Origin of the sequence: Hoeflea sp. AS16 (genome assembly GCF_038900095.1) — a bacterium.
Lineage (GTDB): Bacteria > Pseudomonadota > Alphaproteobacteria > Rhizobiales > Rhizobiaceae > Hoeflea.
Genome location: NZ_JBBMQQ010000003.1, coordinates 509,425 through 531,340, shown reverse-complemented (window position 1 = coordinate 531,340; position 21,916 = coordinate 509,425). Strand labels below are relative to the sequence as shown.

19 protein-coding genes are annotated in these 21,916 nt (G+C 59.6%); 8 read left to right on the top strand and 11 right to left on the bottom strand.

The annotated features are described in order from the left end of the window. Positions 1-19 precede the first annotated feature (19 nt). Both WNY80_RS10875 and htpX read right to left on the bottom strand, forming a co-directional pair. Positions 20-1,333: an RsmB/NOP family class I SAM-dependent RNA methyltransferase gene (locus WNY80_RS10875; protein ID WP_342887495.1), complete on the bottom strand. Its 1,314-nt coding sequence runs from the start codon at positions 1,331-1,333 to the stop codon at positions 20-22. A gap of 68 nt (positions 1,334-1,401) precedes the next feature. Next, entirely contained in the window at positions 1,402-2,349 is a 948-nt protein-coding gene (gene htpX / locus WNY80_RS10870; protein WP_342887380.1) for a zinc metalloprotease HtpX, read from the bottom strand. Positions 2,350-2,515: 166 nt separating this feature from the next. On the opposite strand from htpX, the gene WNY80_RS10865 reads away from it, so the two are divergent. From WNY80_RS10865 to WNY80_RS10850, 4 genes are all read left to right on the top strand, one after another. Continuing rightward, positions 2,516-2,746: a DUF1674 domain-containing protein gene (locus WNY80_RS10865; RefSeq protein ID WP_342887494.1), complete on the top strand. Its 231-nt coding sequence runs from the start codon at positions 2,516-2,518 to the stop codon at positions 2,744-2,746. A gap of 48 nt (positions 2,747-2,794) precedes the next feature. Next, on the top strand, positions 2,795-3,265 hold the full coding sequence (locus WNY80_RS10860; RefSeq protein WP_342887379.1) for a thermonuclease family protein: 471 nt from the start codon (positions 2,795-2,797) through the stop codon (positions 3,263-3,265). 496 nt (positions 3,266-3,761) lie between these two features. Continuing rightward, on the top strand, positions 3,762-4,610 hold the full coding sequence (locus WNY80_RS10855; RefSeq protein WP_342887378.1) for a hypothetical protein: 849 nt from the start codon (positions 3,762-3,764) through the stop codon (positions 4,608-4,610). 60 nt (positions 4,611-4,670) lie between these two features. Beyond that, positions 4,671-5,015 carry a hypothetical protein gene (locus WNY80_RS10850; RefSeq protein WP_342887377.1) on the top strand — a complete coding sequence of 115 codons (345 nt, stop codon included), beginning with the start codon at positions 4,671-4,673 and terminating at the stop codon, positions 5,013-5,015. 68 nt (positions 5,016-5,083) lie between these two features. Here the strand turns inward: WNY80_RS10850 and acs are convergent, their stop codons facing one another. Beyond that, on the bottom strand, positions 5,084-7,036 hold the full coding sequence (gene acs / locus WNY80_RS10845) for an acetate--CoA ligase (RefSeq protein WP_342887376.1): 1,953 nt from the start codon (positions 7,034-7,036) through the stop codon (positions 5,084-5,086). A gap of 241 nt (positions 7,037-7,277) precedes the next feature. On the opposite strand from acs, the gene WNY80_RS10840 reads away from it, so the two are divergent. After that, a complete protein-coding gene (locus tag WNY80_RS10840) occupies positions 7,278-7,970 on the top strand; it encodes a DUF1013 domain-containing protein (protein ID WP_342887375.1) in 693 nt (230 codons plus the stop codon). Between the two features lie 98 nt (positions 7,971-8,068). Here the strand turns inward: WNY80_RS10840 and WNY80_RS10835 are convergent, their stop codons facing one another. The 3 genes from WNY80_RS10835 to WNY80_RS10825 form a co-directional block, all read right to left on the bottom strand. Next, positions 8,069-8,854 (bottom strand): SDR family oxidoreductase, encoded by a 786-nt coding sequence (locus WNY80_RS10835; RefSeq protein WP_342887374.1) that lies wholly within the window; start codon positions 8,852-8,854, stop codon positions 8,069-8,071. 155 nt (positions 8,855-9,009) lie between these two features. Continuing rightward, positions 9,010-10,920 (bottom strand): propionyl-CoA synthetase, encoded by a 1,911-nt coding sequence (locus tag WNY80_RS10830; RefSeq protein WP_342887373.1) that lies wholly within the window; start codon positions 10,918-10,920, stop codon positions 9,010-9,012. A 139-nt stretch (positions 10,921-11,059) separates the two neighbouring features. Next, entirely contained in the window at positions 11,060-11,731 is a 672-nt protein-coding gene (locus tag WNY80_RS10825; RefSeq protein ID WP_342887372.1) for a YggS family pyridoxal phosphate-dependent enzyme, read from the bottom strand. A 209-nt stretch (positions 11,732-11,940) separates the two neighbouring features. On the opposite strand from WNY80_RS10825, the gene leuS reads away from it, so the two are divergent. Genes leuS through holA form a run of 3 tightly spaced genes read left to right on the top strand, consistent with a single transcriptional unit; the run spans position 11,941 to position 16,116 of the window. Further along, entirely contained in the window at positions 11,941-14,571 is a 2,631-nt protein-coding gene (gene leuS / locus WNY80_RS10820) for a leucine--tRNA ligase (protein ID WP_342887371.1), read from the top strand. Then, a complete protein-coding gene (locus tag WNY80_RS10815) occupies positions 14,558-15,061 on the top strand; it encodes a hypothetical protein (RefSeq protein WP_342887370.1) in 504 nt (167 codons plus the stop codon). Before leuS ends, WNY80_RS10815 begins: the two co-directional genes overlap by 14 nt. Before the next feature lie 26 nt (positions 15,062-15,087). Beyond that, positions 15,088-16,116: a DNA polymerase III subunit delta gene (gene holA / locus WNY80_RS10810; protein WP_342887369.1), complete on the top strand. Its 1,029-nt coding sequence runs from the start codon at positions 15,088-15,090 to the stop codon at positions 16,114-16,116. Positions 16,117-16,140: 24 nt separating this feature from the next. On the opposite strand, the gene WNY80_RS10805 is transcribed toward holA, so the two are convergent. From WNY80_RS10805 to mnmE, 5 genes are all read right to left on the bottom strand, one after another. Then, positions 16,141-17,034 (bottom strand): ParB/RepB/Spo0J family partition protein, encoded by an 894-nt coding sequence (locus WNY80_RS10805; protein WP_342887368.1) that lies wholly within the window; start codon positions 17,032-17,034, stop codon positions 16,141-16,143. Positions 17,035-17,067: 33 nt separating this feature from the next. Then, positions 17,068-17,862 carry a ParA family protein gene (locus WNY80_RS10800; RefSeq protein WP_342887367.1) on the bottom strand — a complete coding sequence of 265 codons (795 nt, stop codon included), beginning with the start codon at positions 17,860-17,862 and terminating at the stop codon, positions 17,068-17,070. A gap of 17 nt (positions 17,863-17,879) precedes the next feature. Further along, a complete protein-coding gene (gene rsmG / locus WNY80_RS10795) occupies positions 17,880-18,515 on the bottom strand; it encodes a 16S rRNA (guanine(527)-N(7))-methyltransferase RsmG (RefSeq protein WP_342887366.1) in 636 nt (211 codons plus the stop codon). Between the two features lie 8 nt (positions 18,516-18,523). Next, entirely contained in the window at positions 18,524-20,398 is a 1,875-nt protein-coding gene (gene mnmG / locus WNY80_RS10790; RefSeq protein ID WP_342887365.1) for a tRNA uridine-5-carboxymethylaminomethyl(34) synthesis enzyme MnmG, read from the bottom strand. Positions 20,399-20,556: 158 nt separating this feature from the next. Continuing rightward, positions 20,557-21,882, bottom strand: a complete 1,326-nt coding sequence (gene mnmE / locus WNY80_RS10785; protein WP_342887364.1) for a tRNA uridine-5-carboxymethylaminomethyl(34) synthesis GTPase MnmE — start codon at positions 21,880-21,882, stop codon at positions 20,557-20,559. Between the last annotated feature and the right edge of the window lie 34 nt (positions 21,883-21,916).

Sequence of the window (21,916 nt, the reverse complement as noted above, 5' to 3'; positions counted from 1 at the left end):
GCTTTAACATGTGGTCTGCTTACGGATGGACCAACACCACGGCATAGAAGCCGTCAAGCCCGGCAAGTCGCGGATCCTCGTTGCCCAGCATCGCCGGATGGGTCCTGATTTCGCCCTTCGCGGTGATTGCGGCTTCAAGCCCCGGCCAGCGCGCCGGGTCAACCGGCCTGATCTGCCAGGCCGGATGGTCGGCAAGAAAGCCCGCCACCATCTCTTCGCCTTCTTCGGGATCAAGCGAGCAGTTGGAAAACACCAGTTCACCGCCGGGACGGACAAGACCGGCCGCATGATCGAGCAGATCGCGCTGCACCCGGGCCAGCCGCATGATGTCGTCCGGTCCCTTTGTGTAGGGAATATCGGGATGGCGCCGCACTGTTCCGGTCGATGAGCAGGGCGCATCGAGCAGCACACCGTCAAAACCACCGGGTGCAACCAGGTCCTGGGCGCGGCTCAATTGCGTGGCGACGTCAAACCCGAGCCGCGCCAGGTTGCCCCGCAAGCGCTCGAGCCGTGTCGCCGACTGATCACACGCCGTCACCCTGGCCCCTGCCAGCGCCAGCTGTGCGGTCTTGCCGCCCGGAGCCGCACAGAGATCGACGATTTCCAGCCCTTCGAGCCTTGAAAACAACTGCGCGGGAAGACTGGCCGCGGCATCCTGAACCCACCAGCCGCCGTCATCGTAGCCTTCCAGCCCCGATACCGGGCCTTCCGGCCGGCCGATGCGAACAGAGCCCGTCGGCAGCACAACGCCGCCAAGCCGCCCGGCCCAGCCCGCCGCGTCTTCCTTGACCGTCAGGTCGATTGCGGGAGGCTCGGACAGGATATCGAGGATTGCCTCGGCATCCGCCGCATAAGACTTGCGAAGCCGGCTTTCAAACCATTCGGGGAAGTCCGGCGTCGACGCCGCAACTTTCGGCAGCAACTCGTCTTTCTCCCGCGCCATCCGGCGCAGCAGGGCATTGACGAGGCCGGCAAAACGGCGATTGCGCGGATCGGAATCCGCCTGGGTCACGGCCAGATCAACCGCTGCACGATCGGGCACGTCGAGATACAGGATCTGCGCCGCGCCGACCCGCAGCACTTGCCGCAGGGCCTTTGCGCCCTCGGGCAACGGATTGTCGACCAGCCGGTCGATGAAGGCGTCGATGACCTGAAGATGGCGCAGCGCCGACAGCAAAATGGCCCGAACCAGAAGCCGGTCCTGATCACCAAGCCCGGTAAATGCCGGGTTGCCGCCAGCCGGATCGAGAAGTCCGTCCAGCGAGGCGCGGCTTTCGGTGACTGCCGACAACAACCGTGCAGCCGCCTGGCGGGCCGCAAGCCCCGGCTTCAGATCGGCCGGATCGCGGCGATTGTGTGGCTTGTGATCTCTCTTGCGCTGCCCGGCCGGCCGTGGACCGGTCAAGACCAGGGCCCCTTGCGGGTTGAACCGTCACGGCCCCACGGCCCGGACCGGGGAACCGAAGTGCTGCCAGGACGCGCCGGGCGGCGGGGCGAGGGCGCTGCCATCTCCGCAGCCATCGCTTCCAGTGCCGCGATGCGGTTTTCCGTTGCCGGGTGGGTAGAAAACAAACTGTCCATGCGTTGACCATTCAGCGGATTGATAATGAACATGTGCGCCGTCGCCGGATTGCGTTCGGCATCTTCGTTGACGACACGGCTGGCGCCCATTGCAATCTTCCGCAGTGCCGAGGCCAGCCAGAGCGGATTACCACATATTTCCGCGCCGCGCCTGTCGGCAGCATATTCGCGGGTCCGGCTGATCGTCATCTGCACCAGCATCGCCGCAAAAGGCGCCACAATCATCGCCACGAGAACCCCAATGAAGCCGAACGGATTGTTGTTATCGCGATTGCCGCCGAAAAACAGCGCAAAATTGCCCAGCATGGAAATGGCACCCGCCAGCGTCGCCGTGATCGTCATGATCAGCGTATCGCGGTTCTGCACATGCGCCAGCTCATGCGCCATGACAGCCGCGACTTCCTCGTTGCTCAGACTTTCGAGCAGGCCGACCGAAGCGGCCACCGCTGCGTTCTGGGGATTGCGGCCGGTCGCAAACGCGTTCGGCTGCCGGTTGTGAATGACATAGACTTTCGGCATCGGCAGACCGGCGTTTTGCGCCAGATCGGCGACGATCTGGTAGAATTCCGGCGCTGTCCGCGCATCCACTTCGACAGCATGGTGCATGCGCAGCACCATCTTGTCCGAGTTCCAGTAGGAAAACAGGTTCATCGCAGCGGCGATAACGAAGGCAATCATCATCCCGCCAGTGCCACCGATCATGTAACCAACACCCATGAACAGGGCGGTCATCAGGGCAATCAGCATAGCAGTGCGAACAAGGTTCATGCGTATCATCCTTTCCGGCGACCTCGCGCCTTTTGCCTTAACCGGCGCAAGGGTTTGGAATTTGTCGCTTGTGGCGCTAGATATGGGTTGTTTCAAGTTAATCTTCAATGTGATGCCGGACTGGTAGACCTCTCCCATGAGCAAACACGACAATCCCGATGACACGATGAACCAGCCGCCCGAAAACCAAGCCGGGCATCAGGCTGACGGTGCGGAAACTGCACCGAAGCGTCCCCTGACCCCCGCGGCCCGGCGTGCGCTGGCGGAAGCAGAAGCCCGGCGCAAGGCTCAGGATCTGCAAACCCGTGCGGCTGAAAGGGAAATCGGCGGACGCGGCGGTGCCGACCCGGCCCGGTTCGGCGACTGGGAGATCAACGGCCGCGCCATCGATTTCTGAGCCGCCTGCAGTTGATCAACCCGGGATATAGGAATATATTCCGCATCCATGTTCAATGATTCGCGCCCGGTCTTTGCCTTCCTTTTGTCACTTGGCCTCGCCTGGGGCCTGATCGACACCGTTGGCGCGACCGAAAGGCAATGGAGCAGCGTCCCCGGGCCGGTCTCCGCGCAAATCGTACGGATCATCGACGGCGATACCATCGAGGTCGATGCCCATCCCTGGCCCGGACATGCGGTACGCGTATCGGTCCGCCTGCGCGGCATCGACACACCGGAGCGCCGCTCCCGCTGCGCAGACCAGCGCGCCGCAGCACTTTTGGCGCGCAATGAGCTTGAACGGCTGGTGACAGGCTTCCCGACAGTCGAGCTGATCAATGTCGCAGGCGGAAAGTACTATGGCAGGGTGCTGGCCGACATCAGGGCCGGAACCCGCGACGTCGCCTCCGCCATGCTGGAGAGCGGACTGGCCCGGCCCTACCAGGGCGGCAGGCGCCACAAGCCGCAATGCGCCGGATAGGTCCGGTTGAACGGGACGAAGGCAGACATCAAAAAGGCCACCCCCAAGGGGTGGCCTTCGTGAATTCCAGCGCCGGTTGGACGCCTGCCCGATCACATCAGCAATGGATCGGGACTTGCCAGTATCCCCGGCTCTTCAGAGGCTGCTCCGAAGTCCGGCAATCCGAATCGTACGAACCGGCTTTTGGGAATCACTCGACATCGGATCACCTCCTTTCAATTGTTGAAGACGCAATCAGTGTGAGACAAAGTCCGGCACTTGCCAACCCTTTTCACGACATTATCCGGGCGGTATTTCCGCCGATCCTCCAGAGTGCGCGACATCACCGGAACAATCAAATAAACGCAGTAAATCCAAAGAATTGGGAGTTTCAGGAAAACCGCGGGTGATTTTGTGAGACACACCTATTGCGTTTACAAATTCAATTTTAATAGCATAAATTGCATTTCGAGCGTATTATCAGTTCTCGCTAAACCTTTACGGGAGGAGAACCGCCATGCCGTTGCTAGTAACTGTCGATATGTTTTCGGGTCTGGAAAACCCGAGTTTCGTGATCGGAGACGACGAGAGCCGCAACATCCTGTCCGGCCTCGAGGCAAACCAGAGCCGGCTGGCGGAATTGCCCCGTCCATCGGTGCTTGGATACCGCGGTTTCAGGGTGAGCCACATCGGCGGGCAGGACAAGCAGACGCCTGAGCTGTTTGCGTCCAGGGGAGCGGAGGAAACCTTCCAGGTTTACGACCTTCCCGAGATCGAGAAACAGCTCATCGAACTCTCGGGTCAGGCACTGCGCGACGATGATCTGAAATCGCTCCTGTTTGCGGAATTCGAGCGCACGTCCGGCATCGGCTGGGCTGAAACCTTGGCCAAGACCCAGGTCAAATGCCCGCCCTGCAATGCGGCTGACGCGCCCGCCTACAACCCGGGTTTCTGGAACCAGCCGAACCGCCAGCCGTACAACAATTGCTACAACTACGCCAACAATCAGGCCACCAACACCTTCGCCCAGCCGGGCCGGGCGACAGGGAAACCGATCACCGCACTGTCCTGCAAGGGCGTTCAGCCTTCGGCCCAGAGCGACGGGCTCATTCCCGCTGCAGGGTTCGCCGGGCAGCTCAAACCTGGCCAGGGCTGGTATGTCGCCCTGGTGATATGGCCCGGACGCGATTATCACTGGTACCGGCAGGACAATGTCGGATGCTGGTCGCACAAACCCGGCCAGACGGCTGCGCGCAACACCGACAGCAGTGGCAATGCGATCGCCGATCCGAAGACCTGCGACCGCGGCCCCTACACCGCTTTTTGCACCTATATGATCACCGGCAGTTGGGTTACGATCAGATAGACTTGGCAACAACCACCATCCGGGCTCCGGCGCTGCCGGGGTCCGGCCCAGGACAATCCGATGAATCTGCGTGTAATTCTGGACATATTCTCGGGACTGCCCAACCCGCAATGGCAACTCGGGGTGGAACAGTCGCTTGCGATGGTCTCGCTTGTCTCAGGTCTCTCCGCGGCCGAACCGGGGGCGATGCCCCCGCTTCCGGACCTCGGATATCGCGGCTTCGAGATCAGCGGTTTTGAAGGCAGCTGCACCACATACAGGATCTTTCGTGGCTATGTGGACGCTTGCGGAACCATCCTGCAGGACCCGACGCGGCAGGCCGAACCCTGGTTGCTGCACACCGGAGAAAAAATCCTCGATCCCGGGCTTTATGCAGAGTTGCTGACTGAATTCACCGACAAGTAGCCGGTTACCGAACGAGAAAGGCCCGCCCGGATCTGCCAGGCGGGCCTCTCGATCAGGATGCTGAAAAATCAGCCCTTCTTGTTCTGCCGGTTTGCGATCAGGTCATCGACAACGCTCGGATCGGCAAGCGTCGAGGTATCACCCAGCGCGCCGAATTCATCCTCCGCGATCTTGCGCAGAATCCGGCGCATGATCTTGCCCGAGCGGGTTTTCGGCAGACCCGGCGAGAACTGGATCTTGTCCGGCGAGGCGATCGGGCCGATTTCCTGGCGCACATGGGCAACCAGCGCCTTGCGCAGCGCATCATCGCCTTCCTGGCCCGCCATCAGCGTGATGTAGCAGTAGATCCCCTGGCCCTTGACGTCATGCGGATAACCGACGACGGCGGCCTCCGAGACGGCATCGTGGGACACCAGTGCACTTTCCACTTCCGCGGTTCCCATCCGGTGACCCGAGACGTTGATGACGTCGTCAACGCGGCCGGTGATCCAGTAGTAACCGTCCTCGTCGCGGCGGCAGCCGTCACCGGTGAAGTATTTCCCCTTGTAGGTGGAGAAATAGGTCTGGATGAACCGCTCATGGTCGCCATAGACCGTGCGCATCTGCCCCGGCCAGGAATCGGTGATGCACAGGTTGCCCTCTGCGGTGCCTTCAAGCACATCGCCGTCACTGTCGACCAGCTCCGGCAGCACACCGAAGAACGGCCGTGTCGCCGATCCGGGCTTGAGATCGGTAGCGCCCGGCAACGGCGAGATCATGATGCCGCCGGTCTCGGTCTGCCACCAGGTGTCGACAATCGGGCATCTCGCCTCGCCGACAACGTTGTAATACCAGACCCAGGCTTCCGGATTGATCGGTTCACCCACCGATCCCAGTGTCCGCAGCGATTTGCGCGAGGATTTCTTGACGTGCTCGTCGCCCGCGCCCATCAGCGCGCGGATTGCGGTCGGCGCGGTGTAGAAGATGTTGACCTGGTGCTTGTCGACCACATCCCAGAAGCGGCTCGGTGACGGGAAGTTCGGCACACCTTCGAACATCAGCGTGGTGGCGCCGTTGGCGAGCGGCCCGTAGACAATGTAGGAGTGCCCCGTGACCCAGCCGACATCGGCGGTGCACCAGTAGATATCGCCCTCGTGATAGTCGAAGACATATTCATGGGTCATCGCGGCGTAGACCAGATAACCGCCGGTGGTGTGCAGAACGCCCTTGGGCTTTCCGGTCGAACCGGACGTGTAGAGGATGAAAAGCGGATCCTCGGCCTTCATCTTGGCCGGCGGGCAATCCGGCTTCGCCGCTGCCACTGCCTCGTGGTACCAGATGTCGCGGTCTTCAAACCACTCGATCTTCCCGGCGGTCCGCTGCACCACCAGCACGTTCTTGACGACGACGCCATCGCGCTGGGCAATTTCAATGGCCAGATCGGTGTTGTGCTTGAGCGGTACTTTCTTGCCGCCGCGCAGGCCTTCATCGGCCGTGATCACAAAGGTTGATTCGCAGTCGCTGATTCGCCCGGCGAGCGCATCCGGCGAAAACCCGCCGAAAACGATCGAATGAATTGCACCGATGCGGGTACAGGCGAGCATCGCATAGGCTGCTTCCGGAATCATCGGCATGTAGATGGTGACCCGGTCACCCTTCTTCACACCATTCGATTTCATCACATTGGCGAGCCGGCAAACCTGGTCGTAAAGTTCGCGATAGGTGATCTTCTTGTCATCATAGGGATTGTCTCCCTCCCAGATGATCGCGACCTGATCGCCACGCTTTTCCAGGTGGCGGTCAATGCAGTTGTAGGACACATTGGTCAGGCCGTCTTCGAACCACTTGATGTCCACCTTGCCGGTAAAACTGGTGTTCTTGACCTTGGTATAAGGCTTGAACCAGTCGATTCGCTTGCCGTGCTTGCCCCAGAACTTGTCCGGATCCTTGATGCTTTCCTGATACCATTTCTGGTAGGTTTCATCATCAATCAACGCGCGGGATTTGGCGTCTTTCAGGACTTTGTAGGTTTTCTGCGACATTGGGACCTCCTCACTAACGGGCATACGCCTGACAACAATTTAAACGCAACCCGACTTCCATGACGACCATTAATACCAGCGCAAATCATTGCTGCAATTAGACAATGGGCCGGTTTGCGAAACCATGCAGCAACAATTGCAATTAAACGGGCTTGCGGTTATAAGAACGCCGATTTCCCGGAAATGGTGGTTTCATCCACGGCCCGCGCCCCCGGAGCGGACGGACAGGAGGATTGTATTCATGGCACAGCAGCTTCTCATGCCTAAGGCGACCGCCGTCTGGCTCGTTGACAACACTGCATTGAGCTTCGATCAGATCGCGCAGTTTTGCAAACTTCACCCGCTCGAGGTGAAGGCGATCGCCGACGGCGAAGCCTCTCAAGGCATCAAGGGCCTCGACCCGATTGGCACCGGACAGCTCTCGCGCGAAGACATCGCCGCCGCGGAAGCCAACCCCGAACTCAGGCTGAAATTGCTGGAACCAAAGGTTCGCGTTCCCGAAGCCAAGCGCAAGGGACCGCGCTATACCCCGGTTTCCAAGCGCCAGGATCGGCCCAATGCCATCCTCTGGCTGGTGCGCAACCATCCCGAACTCAAGGACGCGCAGGTTTCGCGCCTGGTCGGCACCACCAAGTCGACCATCGAACAGATCCGCGGCCGCACCCACTGGAACGCCGCCAACCTGACACCGATGGATCCTGTGACCCTGGGGCTCTGCACCCAGATCGATCTCGATCTCGAAGTCGAACGCGCTTCCAAGAACCGTGGCGCACTCGCCGGGTCGGAACATGACAGCGTTCTGGTATCTGCCCGCGAAACCGAATCGGCAATGCCGCTCGAGGAAGACGGCGAGAAGGAGATCGACGCAGATGCGGTCTTTGCCAAGCTGACTTCGATGAAGCGCACCGAGCCGGAAGAAGAAGAAGACAACTAGAATTTTTCCTCATCAGGAATGCGAAAGGCCCGGCAATGCCGGGCCTTTTTGTATCTTCGGCAGGTTAAACCTGCCTCTGGGGCGGTTTCGCCGCAGCACTATTCCTTGACCGGAACCGTGTAGTTCAGCGGCATACGGCCACCATCGGCATAGATCGTCTGGCCGGTCACATAGCTGGCATCGCCGGAAAGCAGGAATGCGGTCACAGCCGCGATTTCCGACGGTTCGCCGATACGCCCAAGCGGGGTGCGCGACAAGATCCGGTTCCGGGCTTCGGGATCATCGGCCACGGACGCCAGCAGGTCGGTCATGATCGAGCCTGGCCCGACCGCGTTGACGCGGATGCCGTGCGGCGCCAGCGACAGCGCCATCACCTTGGTCAACTGGCTCACGCCGCCCTTGGAAACCGAGTAGGGAACCTGGTTGGCGATGGCGAAAGTATCGTTGATCGAGGACATGTTGACGATCGAACCCGGTTCTTCGCCGTTTGCGACCTGCTCCACCATGTGCCGCGCCACGGCCTGCCCGCACAGGAACACGCTCTTGAGATTGACGCCCAGAACCCGATCGAAATCGGCTTCTTCTATATCAAGGAAATCGGCGCCGTGAACGATACCGGCATTGTTGACCAGCGCATTGATCGAACCGAAGGCATCGATCGTCTTGGCCACCAAGTTGTGCACATCAAGCCGTTCGGAGACATCGGTTTGCGTGAACCGCACCTCGCCATCGCCGGAAACCGCGTCCACCGCAGCCGCACCGGCGGCCTCGTCAATATCGGCGATCATCACCTTGGCGCCCTCGGCCGCCAGGCGGCGCACGATGGCCAGCCCGATACCCTTGGCGCCACCGGTTACAATGGCTGTTCGTCCATCCAGTCTCATGAGTCTATCCCTTTCATAGAGCCCCGCGCCTTGTAAGTGAGGCGCATGGATCGCTCTAACCTGTCAGTTCCACGCACCAGTCCGCAAATCGCAATTGAGATCCGGACTGATGCTGTAGCGAAGCGGCGGGACATTGACGCGGACGCAACGCGAGGTCAATCGCTCTTCTTGACGATCCCGCGCTTTGCCAGAACCTCGGCAATCTCGTCGAGAACCCCGGGATCATCGATGGTTGCCGGCATCTTCCACTCCTGGCCATCGGCGATCTTCTGCATGGTTGCCCGCAGGATCTTGCCGGACCGGGTTTTCGGAAGCCGCTTGACCACCATCACTGTCTTGAACGCCGCCACCGGCCCGATTTCCTCGCGAACCAGCTTCACGACTTCCTTCTCGACGTCGTCATCGCTCCGGCCATGGGTGTTGTTGACGACGATGAAACCGGCCGGAATCTGGCCCTTCATGCTGTCGGCAATGCCGATCACCGCGCATTCCATCACATCCGGATGGCCCGAGACCGCTTCTTCCATCCCGCCGGTCGACAACCGGTGGCCGGCCACGTTGATGATGTCATCGGTGCGCGCCATGATGAACAGATAGCCATCCTCGTCGACGAACCCTGCATCGGCGGTTTTGTAGTAGCCGGGGAATTCGGCCAGATAGGCGTCGCGGAACCGGTCTTCGGCATTCCACAGCGTCGGCAGGCATCCCGGCGGCAGCGGCAATTTGACCACGATGTTGCCGAGCGTCCCGGCGGGAACCGGATGACCATCATCATCAAGCACCTGCACGTCATAGCCGGGCATCGGCACGGCCGGAGAGCCGTATTTCACCGGCAGCAGGCCAAGCCCCATCGGGTTGCCGGCAATGGTCCAGCCGGTCTCTGTCTGCCACCAGTGATCGATGACGGGCACGTTGAGCATCCTCTCGGCCCACTTGATCGTATCCGGATCCGCCCGTTCCCCGGCCAGGAACAGCGCCCTGAAACCGGACATATCGTATTTGCCAATAAAGCTGCCTTCCGGGTCTTCCTTGCGGATGGCGCGAAAAGCGGTCGGAGCGGTGAACAGTACCGCAACATCATGCTCTGAAATCACCCGCCAGAAGGTTCCCGCGTCGGGTGTCCCGACCGGCTTGCCTTCGAACACGATCGTCGTGTTGCCGTGCAGCAGCGGCGCATAGACGATGTAGGAGTGACCGACGACCCAACCGATGTCGGATGCCGCCCAGAACACTTCGCCCGGCTTGACCCCGTACATCGCATGCATGGACCAGTAGAGCGCAGCCATGTGGCCGCCATTGTCCCGCACCACGCCCTTTGGCTGGCCTGTCGTGCCCGATGTATAGAGAACATAGAGCGGATCGGTGGCCGCAACCGGCGTGCAGGCTATTTTCCGGCCGGCATTTGCCGCCACCAGGCTTGCGTAGTCGAAATCGCGTCCCTCGATCAGCTCGCAGCGATGCTGCTCGCGCTGCAGCACGATCGTCGCTTCCGGCTTGTGCTGCGAGTGCTCGATCGCGGCATCAAGCAGCGGCTTGTAGGCAACGATCCGCCCCGGTTCGATACCGCAGGACGCGCTGATGATCAGCTTGGCCTGGCTGTCCTCGATCCGGGTGGCCAGTTCATGTGCCGCGAACCCGCCAAACACCACCGAATGGATGGCGCCAAGCCGGGCGCAGGCCAGCATCGCCACGATCGCCTCGGGCACCATCGGCATGTAGATGACGATCCGGTCACCCTTGCCAACGCCCTTGTCGGACAAGGCGCCGGCGAAAGCCTCCACTTCCGCCAGCATCTCCGCATAGCTGATGGACCGTTTGGAGCCGGTGATCGGGCTGTCGTAGATCAGCGCCGCCTGTTCGCCACGGCCACCGGCAACATGCCGGTCAAGGCAGTTGTAACAGGTGTTGGTGACACCATCCGGATACCAGCCGCCATAGACTCCGATATCCGGATCGAACGCTGTTTCCGGCTTGGTGAACCAGTCAATCGCAGCAGCCTGATCCATCCAGAATCCTTCCGGATTCCCGCGCCAGCTCTCATAAACCTCAGCATAACGGCTCGACATGATCATCTCCTCCATAAAAATTTGGCTGCAGCGCATGGATGCTGCACACAAACCGTCGATTCCCATATTTCGCGGCACCCTATGCCTGTCGGCACAGCGCGAAAACTAGACGTTGGGCTAGGTCGCCGCATCAAATCGATTAGCGTGCGCCAAATATTGCCGAGCCTACCCTGACCTCGGTCGCGCCAAAGGCGATTGCTGTCTGAAAATCGTCCGACATGCCCATCGACAGCGTATCAATATCATTCTCCCGGGCAATCTTTGCCAGCAGCGCGAAATGCGGGCCCGGATTCTCGTCCACCGGCGGAATGCACATCAGGCCGGTAATCTTCAGCCCGAGTTCGTCGCGGCACATGGCAATGAATGCCGCCGCCTCGTCCGGCTCGATGCCCGCCTTTTGCGGTTCCGAACCGGTATTGACCTGAACATAGAGCCCGGGACGCTTGTCCTGCTTTTTGATTTCCCGGGCGATTTCCCTGGCGATCTTTTCCCGGTCCACGGTCTGGATCACATCAAACAGCGCCACCGCATCGGCGGTCTTGTTGGATTGAAGCGGGCCAATCAGGTGAAGCTCGATTCCGGCGGTTTCGGCTTTCAGGCCGGGCCATTTCGATTGCGCCTCCTGAACCCGGTTTTCGCCGAACACACGCTGGCCCGCATCGATCACCGGCCTGATCTCCTCCGCGGTTTTGGTCTTGGAGACCGCAACCAGCCGCACCGAGCCGTTTTCCCTTGCCGCTTCCTTTTCTGCTGCAGCGATTGCCGCGCGCACTTTTTCAAGGTTTTCCCGTGCGTTCACGCCCTGCTCCATTTGCTTGCTTTCAACTCCGCCTACAGGTGTTAGCGCAGCCCGTGCGGCTTGCCAATTGCTCCGCCAACCCGATCGCCAGCCAAGATGCATCCGCCAGGATCTTCCAAACAGCCCCGAACTTCGGCTCAAGGACCGCTCAATGGTTGACGCTTGACGGGTTTCATGGTGAAGGTCGCGACAAAATCTGACAGGTTTTCTGGTGATCTTTTATGGCAATTGAACGATACAATCCCAAACAGGCGGAAACCCGCTGGCAGCGCATGTGGGAAGAAGCGCGGATTTTCGAGACGGACAACGACAGTCCGGACCCGAAATACTACGTGCTCGAGATGTTTCCCTACCCCTCCGGTCGGATCCACATGGGACATGTGCGCAATTACGCCATGGGAGATGTGGTCGCCCGCTACAAGCGCGCAAAAGGCTTCAACGTGCTGCACCCGATGGGCTGGGACGCGTTCGGCATGCCGGCCGAGAATGCCGCGATCCAGAACAAGGTTCACCCGCGCGACTGGACCTATGCCAACATCGACGCCATGCGCAAACAGCTCAAGTCCATGGGCCTGTCGCTCGACTGGAGCCGGGAATTCGCCACCTGTGACGTCGAATACTACAAGCAGCAGCAGGCCCTGTTCCTGGATTTCCTCAAGGCCGGCCTGATTTACCGCCGCAATTCCAAGGTCAACTGGGATCCGGTCGACAACACGGTTCTCGCCAACGAGCAGGTTATCGACGGCCGCGGCTGGCGCTCGGGCGCACTTGTCGAGCAGCGCGAGCTGACACAGTGGTTCTTCCGCATTTCCGATTTCGCTGACGATCTGCTGCAGTCGCTCGACGAGCTCGATCAATGGCCTGAAAAGGTCCGGCTGATGCAGAAGAACTGGATCGGCAAGTCCGAGGGCCTGTCTTTGCGCTGGGAAATCGCCGATCCGGCCGAGGCCGGCGGCGCGACCGACATCGAAGTCTACACCACCCGTCCGGACACGCTTTTCGGTGCCTCGTTCCTGGCAATCGCCGCCGATCATCCGCTGGCAAAGGAACTGTCCGCCAAGGATCCTGCGGTCGCCGCGTTCTGTGATGAATGCCGCCGTGCGGGTACATCGCTGGCAGCCCTGGAAACCGCCGAGAAGACCGGTCTCAAGACAGCCATCAATGTCATTCATCCGCTTGATCCCGAGTGGACCATCCCGGTCTACATCGCCAATTTCGTGCTGATGGATTATGGCACCGGCGCCATTTTCGGCTGCCCTTCCGGTGACCAGCGCGACCTTGATTTTGCCCGCAAGTACAATCTGCCGGTCACCCCGGTGGTCATGCCCGCGGATGCCGATGCCTCGAGTTTCGTCATCACCGATACAGCTTATGTCGGCGACGGCGTAATGATCAATTCGCGCAATCTTGATGGCCTGACCCCGGACAAGGCTTTCGATGTTGTCGCCGACCTGCTCGAGGCGAAAACGCTCGGAGATGCACCGCAAGCGGCCCGCAAGACCAATTTCCGCCTGCGCGACTGGGGTCTGTCACGCCAGCGCTACTGGGGTGCACCGATCCCGGTGATCCACTGCGATGACTGCGGCGTGGTTCCCGTGCCGGCCAAGGACCTCCCGGTGCAGCTGCCCGATGACGTCACGCTCGACAAGCCGGGCAATCCGCTCGACCATCACCCGACCTGGAAACACGTCGATTGCCCGGCCTGCGGCAAAGCCGCGCGCCGCGAGACCGACACGATGGACACGTTTGTCGATTCGTCCTGGTATTTTGCCCGTTTCACCGCACCGCGCCACGACACGCCGACCGATCCGGCCGTTGCCAGCGCCTGGTTGCCGGTCGACCAGTATATCGGCGGCATCGAGCACGCGATCCTGCATCTTCTCTATTCGCGCTTCTTCACCCGCGCCATGCGCCAGACCGGCCATGTCGACCTGAAGGAGCCGTTCCGCGGCTTGTTCACACAAGGCATGGTTGTACATGAAACCTATCGCACAGGCGATAGTGGCAAGGGCGACTGGGTTCCACCCGCCGAGGTGGTGATCGAGGAAGTCGACGGTGGCCGCAAGGCCCGCCACGCCAAGACCGGCGAGGCGCTGACCATCGGCTCGATCGAGAAAATGTCCAAATCGAAGAAGAATGTCGTTGATCCAGACGACATCATAGACAGCTATGGTGCTGATACTGCACGCTTTTTCATGCTTTCTGACTCACCGCCCGATCGCGATGTGATCTGGACCGAAGCCGGCGTCGAAGGCGCCCACCGTTTCGTTCAGCGCGTCTGGCGCCTGCTGGGTGAAGCCGCCCCGGAATTGAGCAAAACCGAAGCTGCCACGGGAACTCAGGGGCAGGCGCTCACCGTCTCCCGCGCGGCCCACAAGACAGTCAAGGCAATCGGCGACGACATCGAGAAACTCGCCTTCAACAAGGCGGTGGCCCGGCTCTATGAGCTGGTCAATACCCTGGCAGCCCCGCTGTCGGAGGTTGCTGCCGGCAAGGCCGACGCGGATCTCACGGCAGCTTGCAAGCAGGCCGCCAACATGGTGGTGCTGATGATTGCGCCGATGATGCCGCATCTGGCAGAAGAATGCTGGAAACTGCTCGGCAATGACGGCATGGTGGCAACAACGCGCTGGCCGGATTACGAACCCGGGCTGGTAACGGATGACCAGGTCACCCTGCCGGTGCAGATCAACGGCAAGAAGCGCGGAGAATTGACAATTGACCGCAATGCCGATCAAGCTGCGGTAGAACAAGCCGTGCTGGCGCTGGATTTCGTCCAGAACGCGACCGGAGGCAATCCGCCGCGCAAACTCATCATCGTACCCCAGAGGATCGTCAATGTTGTCGTTTGAAGTTCCCGGATCGGGATGGAAGCCTCGGGTTCTGGCTGCCGTACTCGGCCTCGGACTGCTGGCAGGCTGCCAGGCAAGACCGCTCTACGGGTCGATGGCCGGCACCACCCAGTCAATTGCCGTCTCGGAGGCCGATTCGCGCGTCGAACAGATGGTTCGCAACGAGCTGGTGCTTGGTTTCGGTGGCGAGCAGAAGAACGCCGCCTACCGGCTTGATCTGGACGTGACATCGAGCGTGACCGGACTGTTGCCCGGCGGCGTGGACAACGAGTTTTCCGCCGCCCGCACCACGGTGACCGCAAATTACGCCCTCAAATCGGAAAGTACCGGCGAAACCGTCAAATCCGGCTCGCGCTTTATCGATGCACAGCTCGACCTTCCCTCGCAGAACTTCGCTCAGGAACGGGCCAAGCTCGAAGCGGAAGATCGTGCAGCGCGGCAGGTTGCGGCCCTCGTCCGCGCTGATATCGCGGCAATTCTTGCACGATAGACCTCAAACCGGCTTGAACGGGCATCATGGCACAACTCAAATCCCATGAATTTGCCGCTTTTGTCCGGCGCGAAGGCACGCCCTACAGGATCATCCTGGTCTACGGCCCCGACCGGGGGCTGGTGTCCGAGCGGACAGCCGAAATCGCCGCGAAGACCGGCGTTGACCTCAAGGATGATTTCGCCGTCCTCAAGCTTGAAGCCTCAGACCTGTCTGGCGATCCTGGACGATTGGCCGACGAATTCGGTGCCATAAGCCTGTTTGGCGGCGACCGCCTGGTCTGGGTCAAGAATGCAGGCAATGAGCGGGGGCTGGTTCAGGCCCTGACAGCCCTGACAGAAACGGAGCCGGGGTCTTCGCACCTTCTCATTGAGGCTGGCGACCTCAAGAAGGGCAGCGCGCTGCGCAAGCTGTTCGAGAATGCCCGCACGGCGCTTGCCATTCCCTGCTATTCCGATGATGCACGTGGCATCCAGACGCTTATCGATGAGGAACTCGGCGGAGCAGGGCTTACCATCCAGAGTGAAGCCCGTCAGCGTCTTGCGCAACTGCTTGGCGGTGACCGTTTGGCCAGCCGTAACGAATTGAAAAAACTAGCACTTTATTGCCACGGCTCAGGACAGGTCACCGACGAGGATGTGATCGAGGCAATTGGCGACGTTGCGGCGCTGTCGGTCGATGACGCGGTCGACGCGGTGTTTTCCGGCGACCCGGTACGCCTGGAATCGGCACTGGAACGGATCCTCGCCTCAAAGACCTCGGTGTTTCTGGTCTTGCGCAGCTGCATCATGCAGTTCGAACAACTCGACGCCATGCGCGCACTCGTTGAGAACCACGGGCGCCAGCCGGCCCAGGCCATGACCGAGAAGGGGCGTGGCATCCATTTCAAGCGCAAACCCGTTGTCGAGCGGGCATTGCGTCACTGGCGGCTTGAAGCAATCAACCGTGAAATGCGCCGGCTGTCCGACGCGGTGCTGGAGACCCGGCGCAGGCCTCAGCTTGAAGCCTCGATCGCGCGCCAAGCCCTGCTGAGAGCCTGCCTGCTCAGCCGCTGATCGATTATCTCTTTGTAAAAACTGCTATTTTTCGCCCAGAAGGCGGCACAACTCGTCAAGCTGCTCGAGCGATTTGTACTCGATTCGCAACTGACCGCCCTGGCCCTTGTGCGCCAGCTGCACCTTGAGACCCAGCACATCGGACAGGCTTCTCTCAAGGGCTACCGTATCGGCATCCTTTTCATCGCTGCGGCCTGTGGACTTTGTCTCCAGAGCCCCCGGATTGGCGGCCTGGTCAGCATCTTTCTGCGCCAGCTTTTCCGCATCCCGGACAGACAGCCCTTCGTCAGCGATCTTCCGCGCCAGCCGAACCGGATCGGATGTCGACACGATGGCACGGGCATGACCGGCCGACAGTGCGCCCTCGGCCAGCATCTGCCGCACTTCGTCGGGCAGTTTCAGCAAGCGCAGCGAATTGGCGACATGGCTGCGGCTCTTGCCGATGACTTCACCGAGATCGTTCTGGGTATAACCATATTGCGCGATCAGCTGCTCGTAACCCTGCGCTTCTTCCAGTGCATTGAGATCCGCACGCTGCACGTTCTCGACAATGGCGATTTCGAGTGCCGTCCGGTCATCAACATCCCGGACAATGACCGGAATATCCACCAGGCCAGCCATTTGAGCGGCCCGCCAGCGACGTTCACCGGCAATGATCTCGTAGCGGTCATCGCCGGACTGGCGTACCATCACCGGCTGTACGATGCCGTGCTGACGGATGGATCTCGACAGATCTTCAAGATCAGCCGGATCGAAGCTCCGCCGCGGATTGCGTGGGTTGCGGCTGACATGCTCGATCGGCACCGTCCGGTCCGCAGATACGGTCGGCTTCGACTGTGATTGAACAGGCTGGTCGATCTCTCCGATCAGAGCCGCCAGTCCCCGCCCGAGGCGCTTTTTTGAAACATCGTCTGACATCGTCATATCCACTCTTGCTGCCTGCTTTCAGGATCAGGCAGCCTTGCGATTGCGTTCCCGCTGAATAACTTCCGAGGCCAATTGCAGATAGGCCTGGCTGCCGGCACATTTCAGATCATACAGGATCGCCGGCTTCCCGTAGGAGGGCGCTTCGGAGACCCGCACATTGCGCGGGATCAGGGTTCTGTAGACCTTGTCGCCCAAATGTGACCGGACATCTTCCACGACCTGCAGCGCCAGATTGTTGCGGGCGTCATACATGGTCATGACAATTCCCTGGATATCCAGGGTGGGGTTGAGCGAATCACGCACTTGGCCAACTGTTTCCAGAAGCTGGCTCAAACCCTCCAGCGCAAAGAACTCGCACTGCAGCGGAACCAGGATGGAGTGAGCTGCCGCCATTGCGTTCATGGTCAGCAGGTTGAGCGAGGGTGGGCAATCGATCAGCACATAGTCGTAATGTTTGGCATCGTCGGCCTGCAGCGCCTTCTTGAGCTTGTACACCCGGTCCGGCATGCCGGCGATTTCCATCTCCACACCAAGCAGGTCCATCGTCGAGGGGATGATGCTAAGATGCGGCACGGCCGTCTGCATGACGGTCTCGGCCACTGTCGCATTCTGCGTCAGCAGATCATACGCCGAAACGCCGCGATCCTTCCGGTCAATGCCGAGTCCGGTACTGGCATTGCCCTGCGGGTCGATATCGACGATCAGCACCTCTTCGCCGATCGCAGCCAGTGCTGTGGCGAGGTTGATTGCTGTGGTTGTCTTGCCAACGCCGCCCTTCTGGTTGGCGATGGTGATGATCCGGTTCTTCGAAAGTTGCATCGAAAAGGGTCCGCGGCCTAGTTGCGCTTGGAAAGGTTACTGATCTCCAGGATTGCCGATCCATCCTGTGCCAGACTTTGATGTTCTACCAGATCAAAGCACCAAAGGTCACGTGCTGATCGAACTTCTCCAATGTAATCCAAGCCTTTATGAAACCAAATCTGTACATCGGGATTATCTTCCGCGTATGGAGCGGCATATCCGAACAATTCCGTCAGTGATGCCAAGGCCCTGGCGGAAATTGCATCGATTTTGCCCAGCTTGGCCCGCGCATCTTCAACGCGAATCGGCAAAACACTGGCTCTGGCGCCGGTTTGCAGAATCACCTGGCGCAGGAAAGCCGCCTTCTTGTTGTTGCTTTCAACCAGATTGACCCAGCCTTGGTCCTGTTCCGCCAGGCATATGGCTGTCACCAACCCGGGAAATCCGGCGCCACTGCCCATATCGAGCCATGTCAGAGGCTCCGGCTTGAGACGAAACAGTTGCAGACTGTCAAGTATATGTCGCTCCCACAGTTCCGGCAGGGTTTTTGGCGAGATCAGATTGATCGACGCCTGCCATTTTCGCACCAGATCCGCATAGACGTTCAGTTTCCCCCATGTTTCACGTGAAACAAAATCGGAATCCGGAAAGAAGCCTTTTGAAATATCCATTATTGAACCTAACCAGCCAATTCGGCTTGATCGCCCTTCGGACTTTTTCGCAAATGCACCAATAGCAACGCAATTGCGGCCGGAGTCATTCCCTCGATCCGTTCCGCATGGCCAACCGAAGGTGGACGGATCCGCTCCAGCTTGGATTTCAGCTCCTGGGACAGGCCCGGCAGGTTGTCGTAACGGAAACTGTCCGGGATCCGGCGGCTTTCCTCTCGCCGGCGCTCGGCAATGTCCTGATTCTGACGCTCGAGGTAGACGGCATAGGTCGCATCAACTGCAGCAGCATTCAACACCTTCGAATCGTGCTCAGCAAGTTCCGGCCAGATGGCAAGAATACGTTCCAGTGTAATGTCCGGATAGGACAGCAACTGAAACGCGGTTCTGCGGATGCCATCCTTGTTCAGGGACAAACCATGTTTCTGGGCTTCTGTTGGTGACAGGCTGAGCGCCTTGAGAGCATCCAAACATTTCGCAAGCGAATCAAAATATGTTTCGAACCTCGAATGACGCTCCGCAGACACGCATCCCAGATCAATACCCTTCTGCGTCAGGCGCAATTCTGCATTGTCAGCCCGGAGAGACAACCGGTACTCAGCCCTCGACGTAAACATACGATAAGGCTCGCTGATACCCTTGGTTGTCAGATCGTCGATCATCACGCCGATGTAGGAATCGGTCCGGCTGAACAGGCAAGGCGATTTGCCCATGACCTTCAACGCCGCATTCAACCCGGCAGCAAGTCCCTGCGCTCCAGCTTCTTCATAGCCGGTGGTTCCATTGATTTGACCAGCCAGGTAAAGCCCGCTGATCCGGCGGGTTTCCAGCGTCTGATTCAATTCACGCGGATCAACATGGTCATATTCGATTGCATAGCCGGGCTGTATGATCTTGACGTTCTCCAGGCCGGGAATGGTGCGAAGAAATGCATCCTGAACGTCTTCCGGCAGCGAGGTGGAAATACCATTGGGGTAAACCGTTGAATCATCGAGACCTTCTGGCTCGAGGAAAATCTGGTGTCCGTCCCGCTCGCCGAACCGGACGATCTTGTCTTCGATCGACGGACAATACCGTGGTCCGACGCCTTCTATCTGGCCGGAATACATCGCCGAGCGGTGAATGTTGTCCTGGATGATCTTGTGCGTGGCATCGGTCGTTCTGGTAATGCCGCAGCGAATTTGTGGCACTTCAATCCTGTCCGTCATGAAGGAGAACGGGATAGGGTCCGCATCGGCCTCCTGCCAGTCAACGCGGTCCCAATCGATTGTGCTTCCATCCAGCCGCGCCGGTGTGCCGGTCTTGAGACGGCCAAGTTCAAACCCGGCCCGCTCAAGCGTACCGGACAGTCCCAGGGAAGGGGCTTCGTTCATCCTGCCGGCCGGTATCTTCCGATCGCCGATATGGATCAGCCCACGAAGAAACGTTCCGGTCGTCAGAACCACGGCTGCACTGTTGATATTTTGGCCATCCTTCAGCACCACACCCGCCAGAGTTCCGTCATCCATCAGCAGGTCGTCCACTTCTCCCTCGATGATATCGAGATTCGGAGTGGCCGTGAGCAGGTCCTGAATGGACTTCTTGTAGAGCTTGCGATCAGCCTGGGTCCTTGGGCCCCATACAGCCGGGCCCTTGCGGCGGTTGAGCATACGAAACTGGATGCCGGAGCGATCAGCCGCCAACCCCATAAGCCCGTCCATGGCATCTATCTCACGGACCAGATGCCCTTTGCCGAGCCCACCAATCGCCGGGTTGCACGACATGGTTCCGATCGTGTCCAGACGGTGTGTAACCAGCGCCGTCCTGGCACCCAAGCGCGCCGATGCGGCAGCGGCTTCACTGCCCGCATGTCCGCCACCGATAACAATCACATCATATTTCATCATTCGTCTCCGGTAGGCAGACTTCTTGATTATGGGTGGTTTGGAGTCAAGACAATATGTTTCACGTGAAACGATATGCCGGTTCCAGCTAGTCACTGTAGCCAAAGTGTTTCACGTGAATCACGACAGGACATATTCCAGCCGCAAGTGTTTCACGTGAATCATTTTCCGACGCAGAATTCGGAGAATATCACACCCAGCAAATCCTCAACGTCGACGCGTCCCGTAATGCGGCTCAAAGCGGTAGCGGCGTTGCGCAAATATTCGGATCGAACTTCAATCGGAAGATCTTCGTCACCGATCGCGTTTCGCAGTTCCCGCTCACAAATCACCAAATGCTGGATATGCCGTTCCCTCGTGGGGAGGATTTCACCGGCCTGTATCGTGAAACTCGTTATTCTTTGTTTGATCACCGATAACAGCATATCGATGCCTACACCAGATTTGCTGGATATCAGCAATTCGCTTGTATCGGGCGGCAGGTCGGCACTGTCCAGCAAGTCGGATTTCGACCAGACCACCAGTGATTCACCAATCCGTGGTCGTTCCTTGGTGGAATTCTCCATCAATTCCCGGGCATCACGCAATTCCAGAACCAGGTCGGCACTTTCCGCGGTAGAAAGGCTGCGGCGAATACCTTCAAGTTCGATCTCGTCATCAGATTCCCTGAGGCCGGCGGTATCCTGGAGCAATACCAGGTTTCCGCCTATATCGAGTCTCACTTCCACAACGTCCCTGGTGGTCCCGGGTATATCGGAGACAATTGCGACATCCCGTTGCGCCAACACATTCAGCAGGGATGACTTTCCGGCATTCGGAGCGCCGATCAGGGCGATCCGAAACCCATCACGAATGATCTCGCCGGCCTTCGCCTGCGATAGGTGTGCCGAAATGTCAGAAGCAAGCTGGTTCAGTTCAGGCCAGATCCGGTCGGTCACCGAACCAGGTATGTCCTCTTCGTCGGAGAAGTCCAGTTCGGCCTCTATCATGGCCCGCGCATGGGTAATTTGGTTCGCCCAGCCCTCGTAGAGATGCTTGAGGGCACCATCAGCCTGGCCCAGAGCCTGCTGACGTTGGGCCTCGGTTTCTGCCCGTATCAGGTCCGACAGGCCTTCAACCGCGGTCAGATCCATCCGGCCGTTCTCGAAAGCCCGTTTGGTGTATTCACCAGGTTCCGCGAGCCGGAAGCCGGGCAGCTTCGAGAGAACTGTAAGAACCGAGGATACAGAGGCGCGACCGCCATGAATCTGGAATTCGGCAACATCCTCGCCGGTGAACGATTTGGGACCGGGGAAAAACAGAACCAATCCGTGGTCAAGGACCTGACCCGCTTCGTCGCGCAAATGAGCAAGATGCGCCATTCGGGGCGAGGGCACTGTCCCGACTATTGTTTCGAGTCCGAATCGAACCCCTGGCCCGGATATGCGGATAACCGCCACACCGGCCGGCGGTGCGCCCGAAGACAGGGCGAATATTGTATCCCGCATAATTGTACCGGTTTCGAATCGAATCGGAGGTTTG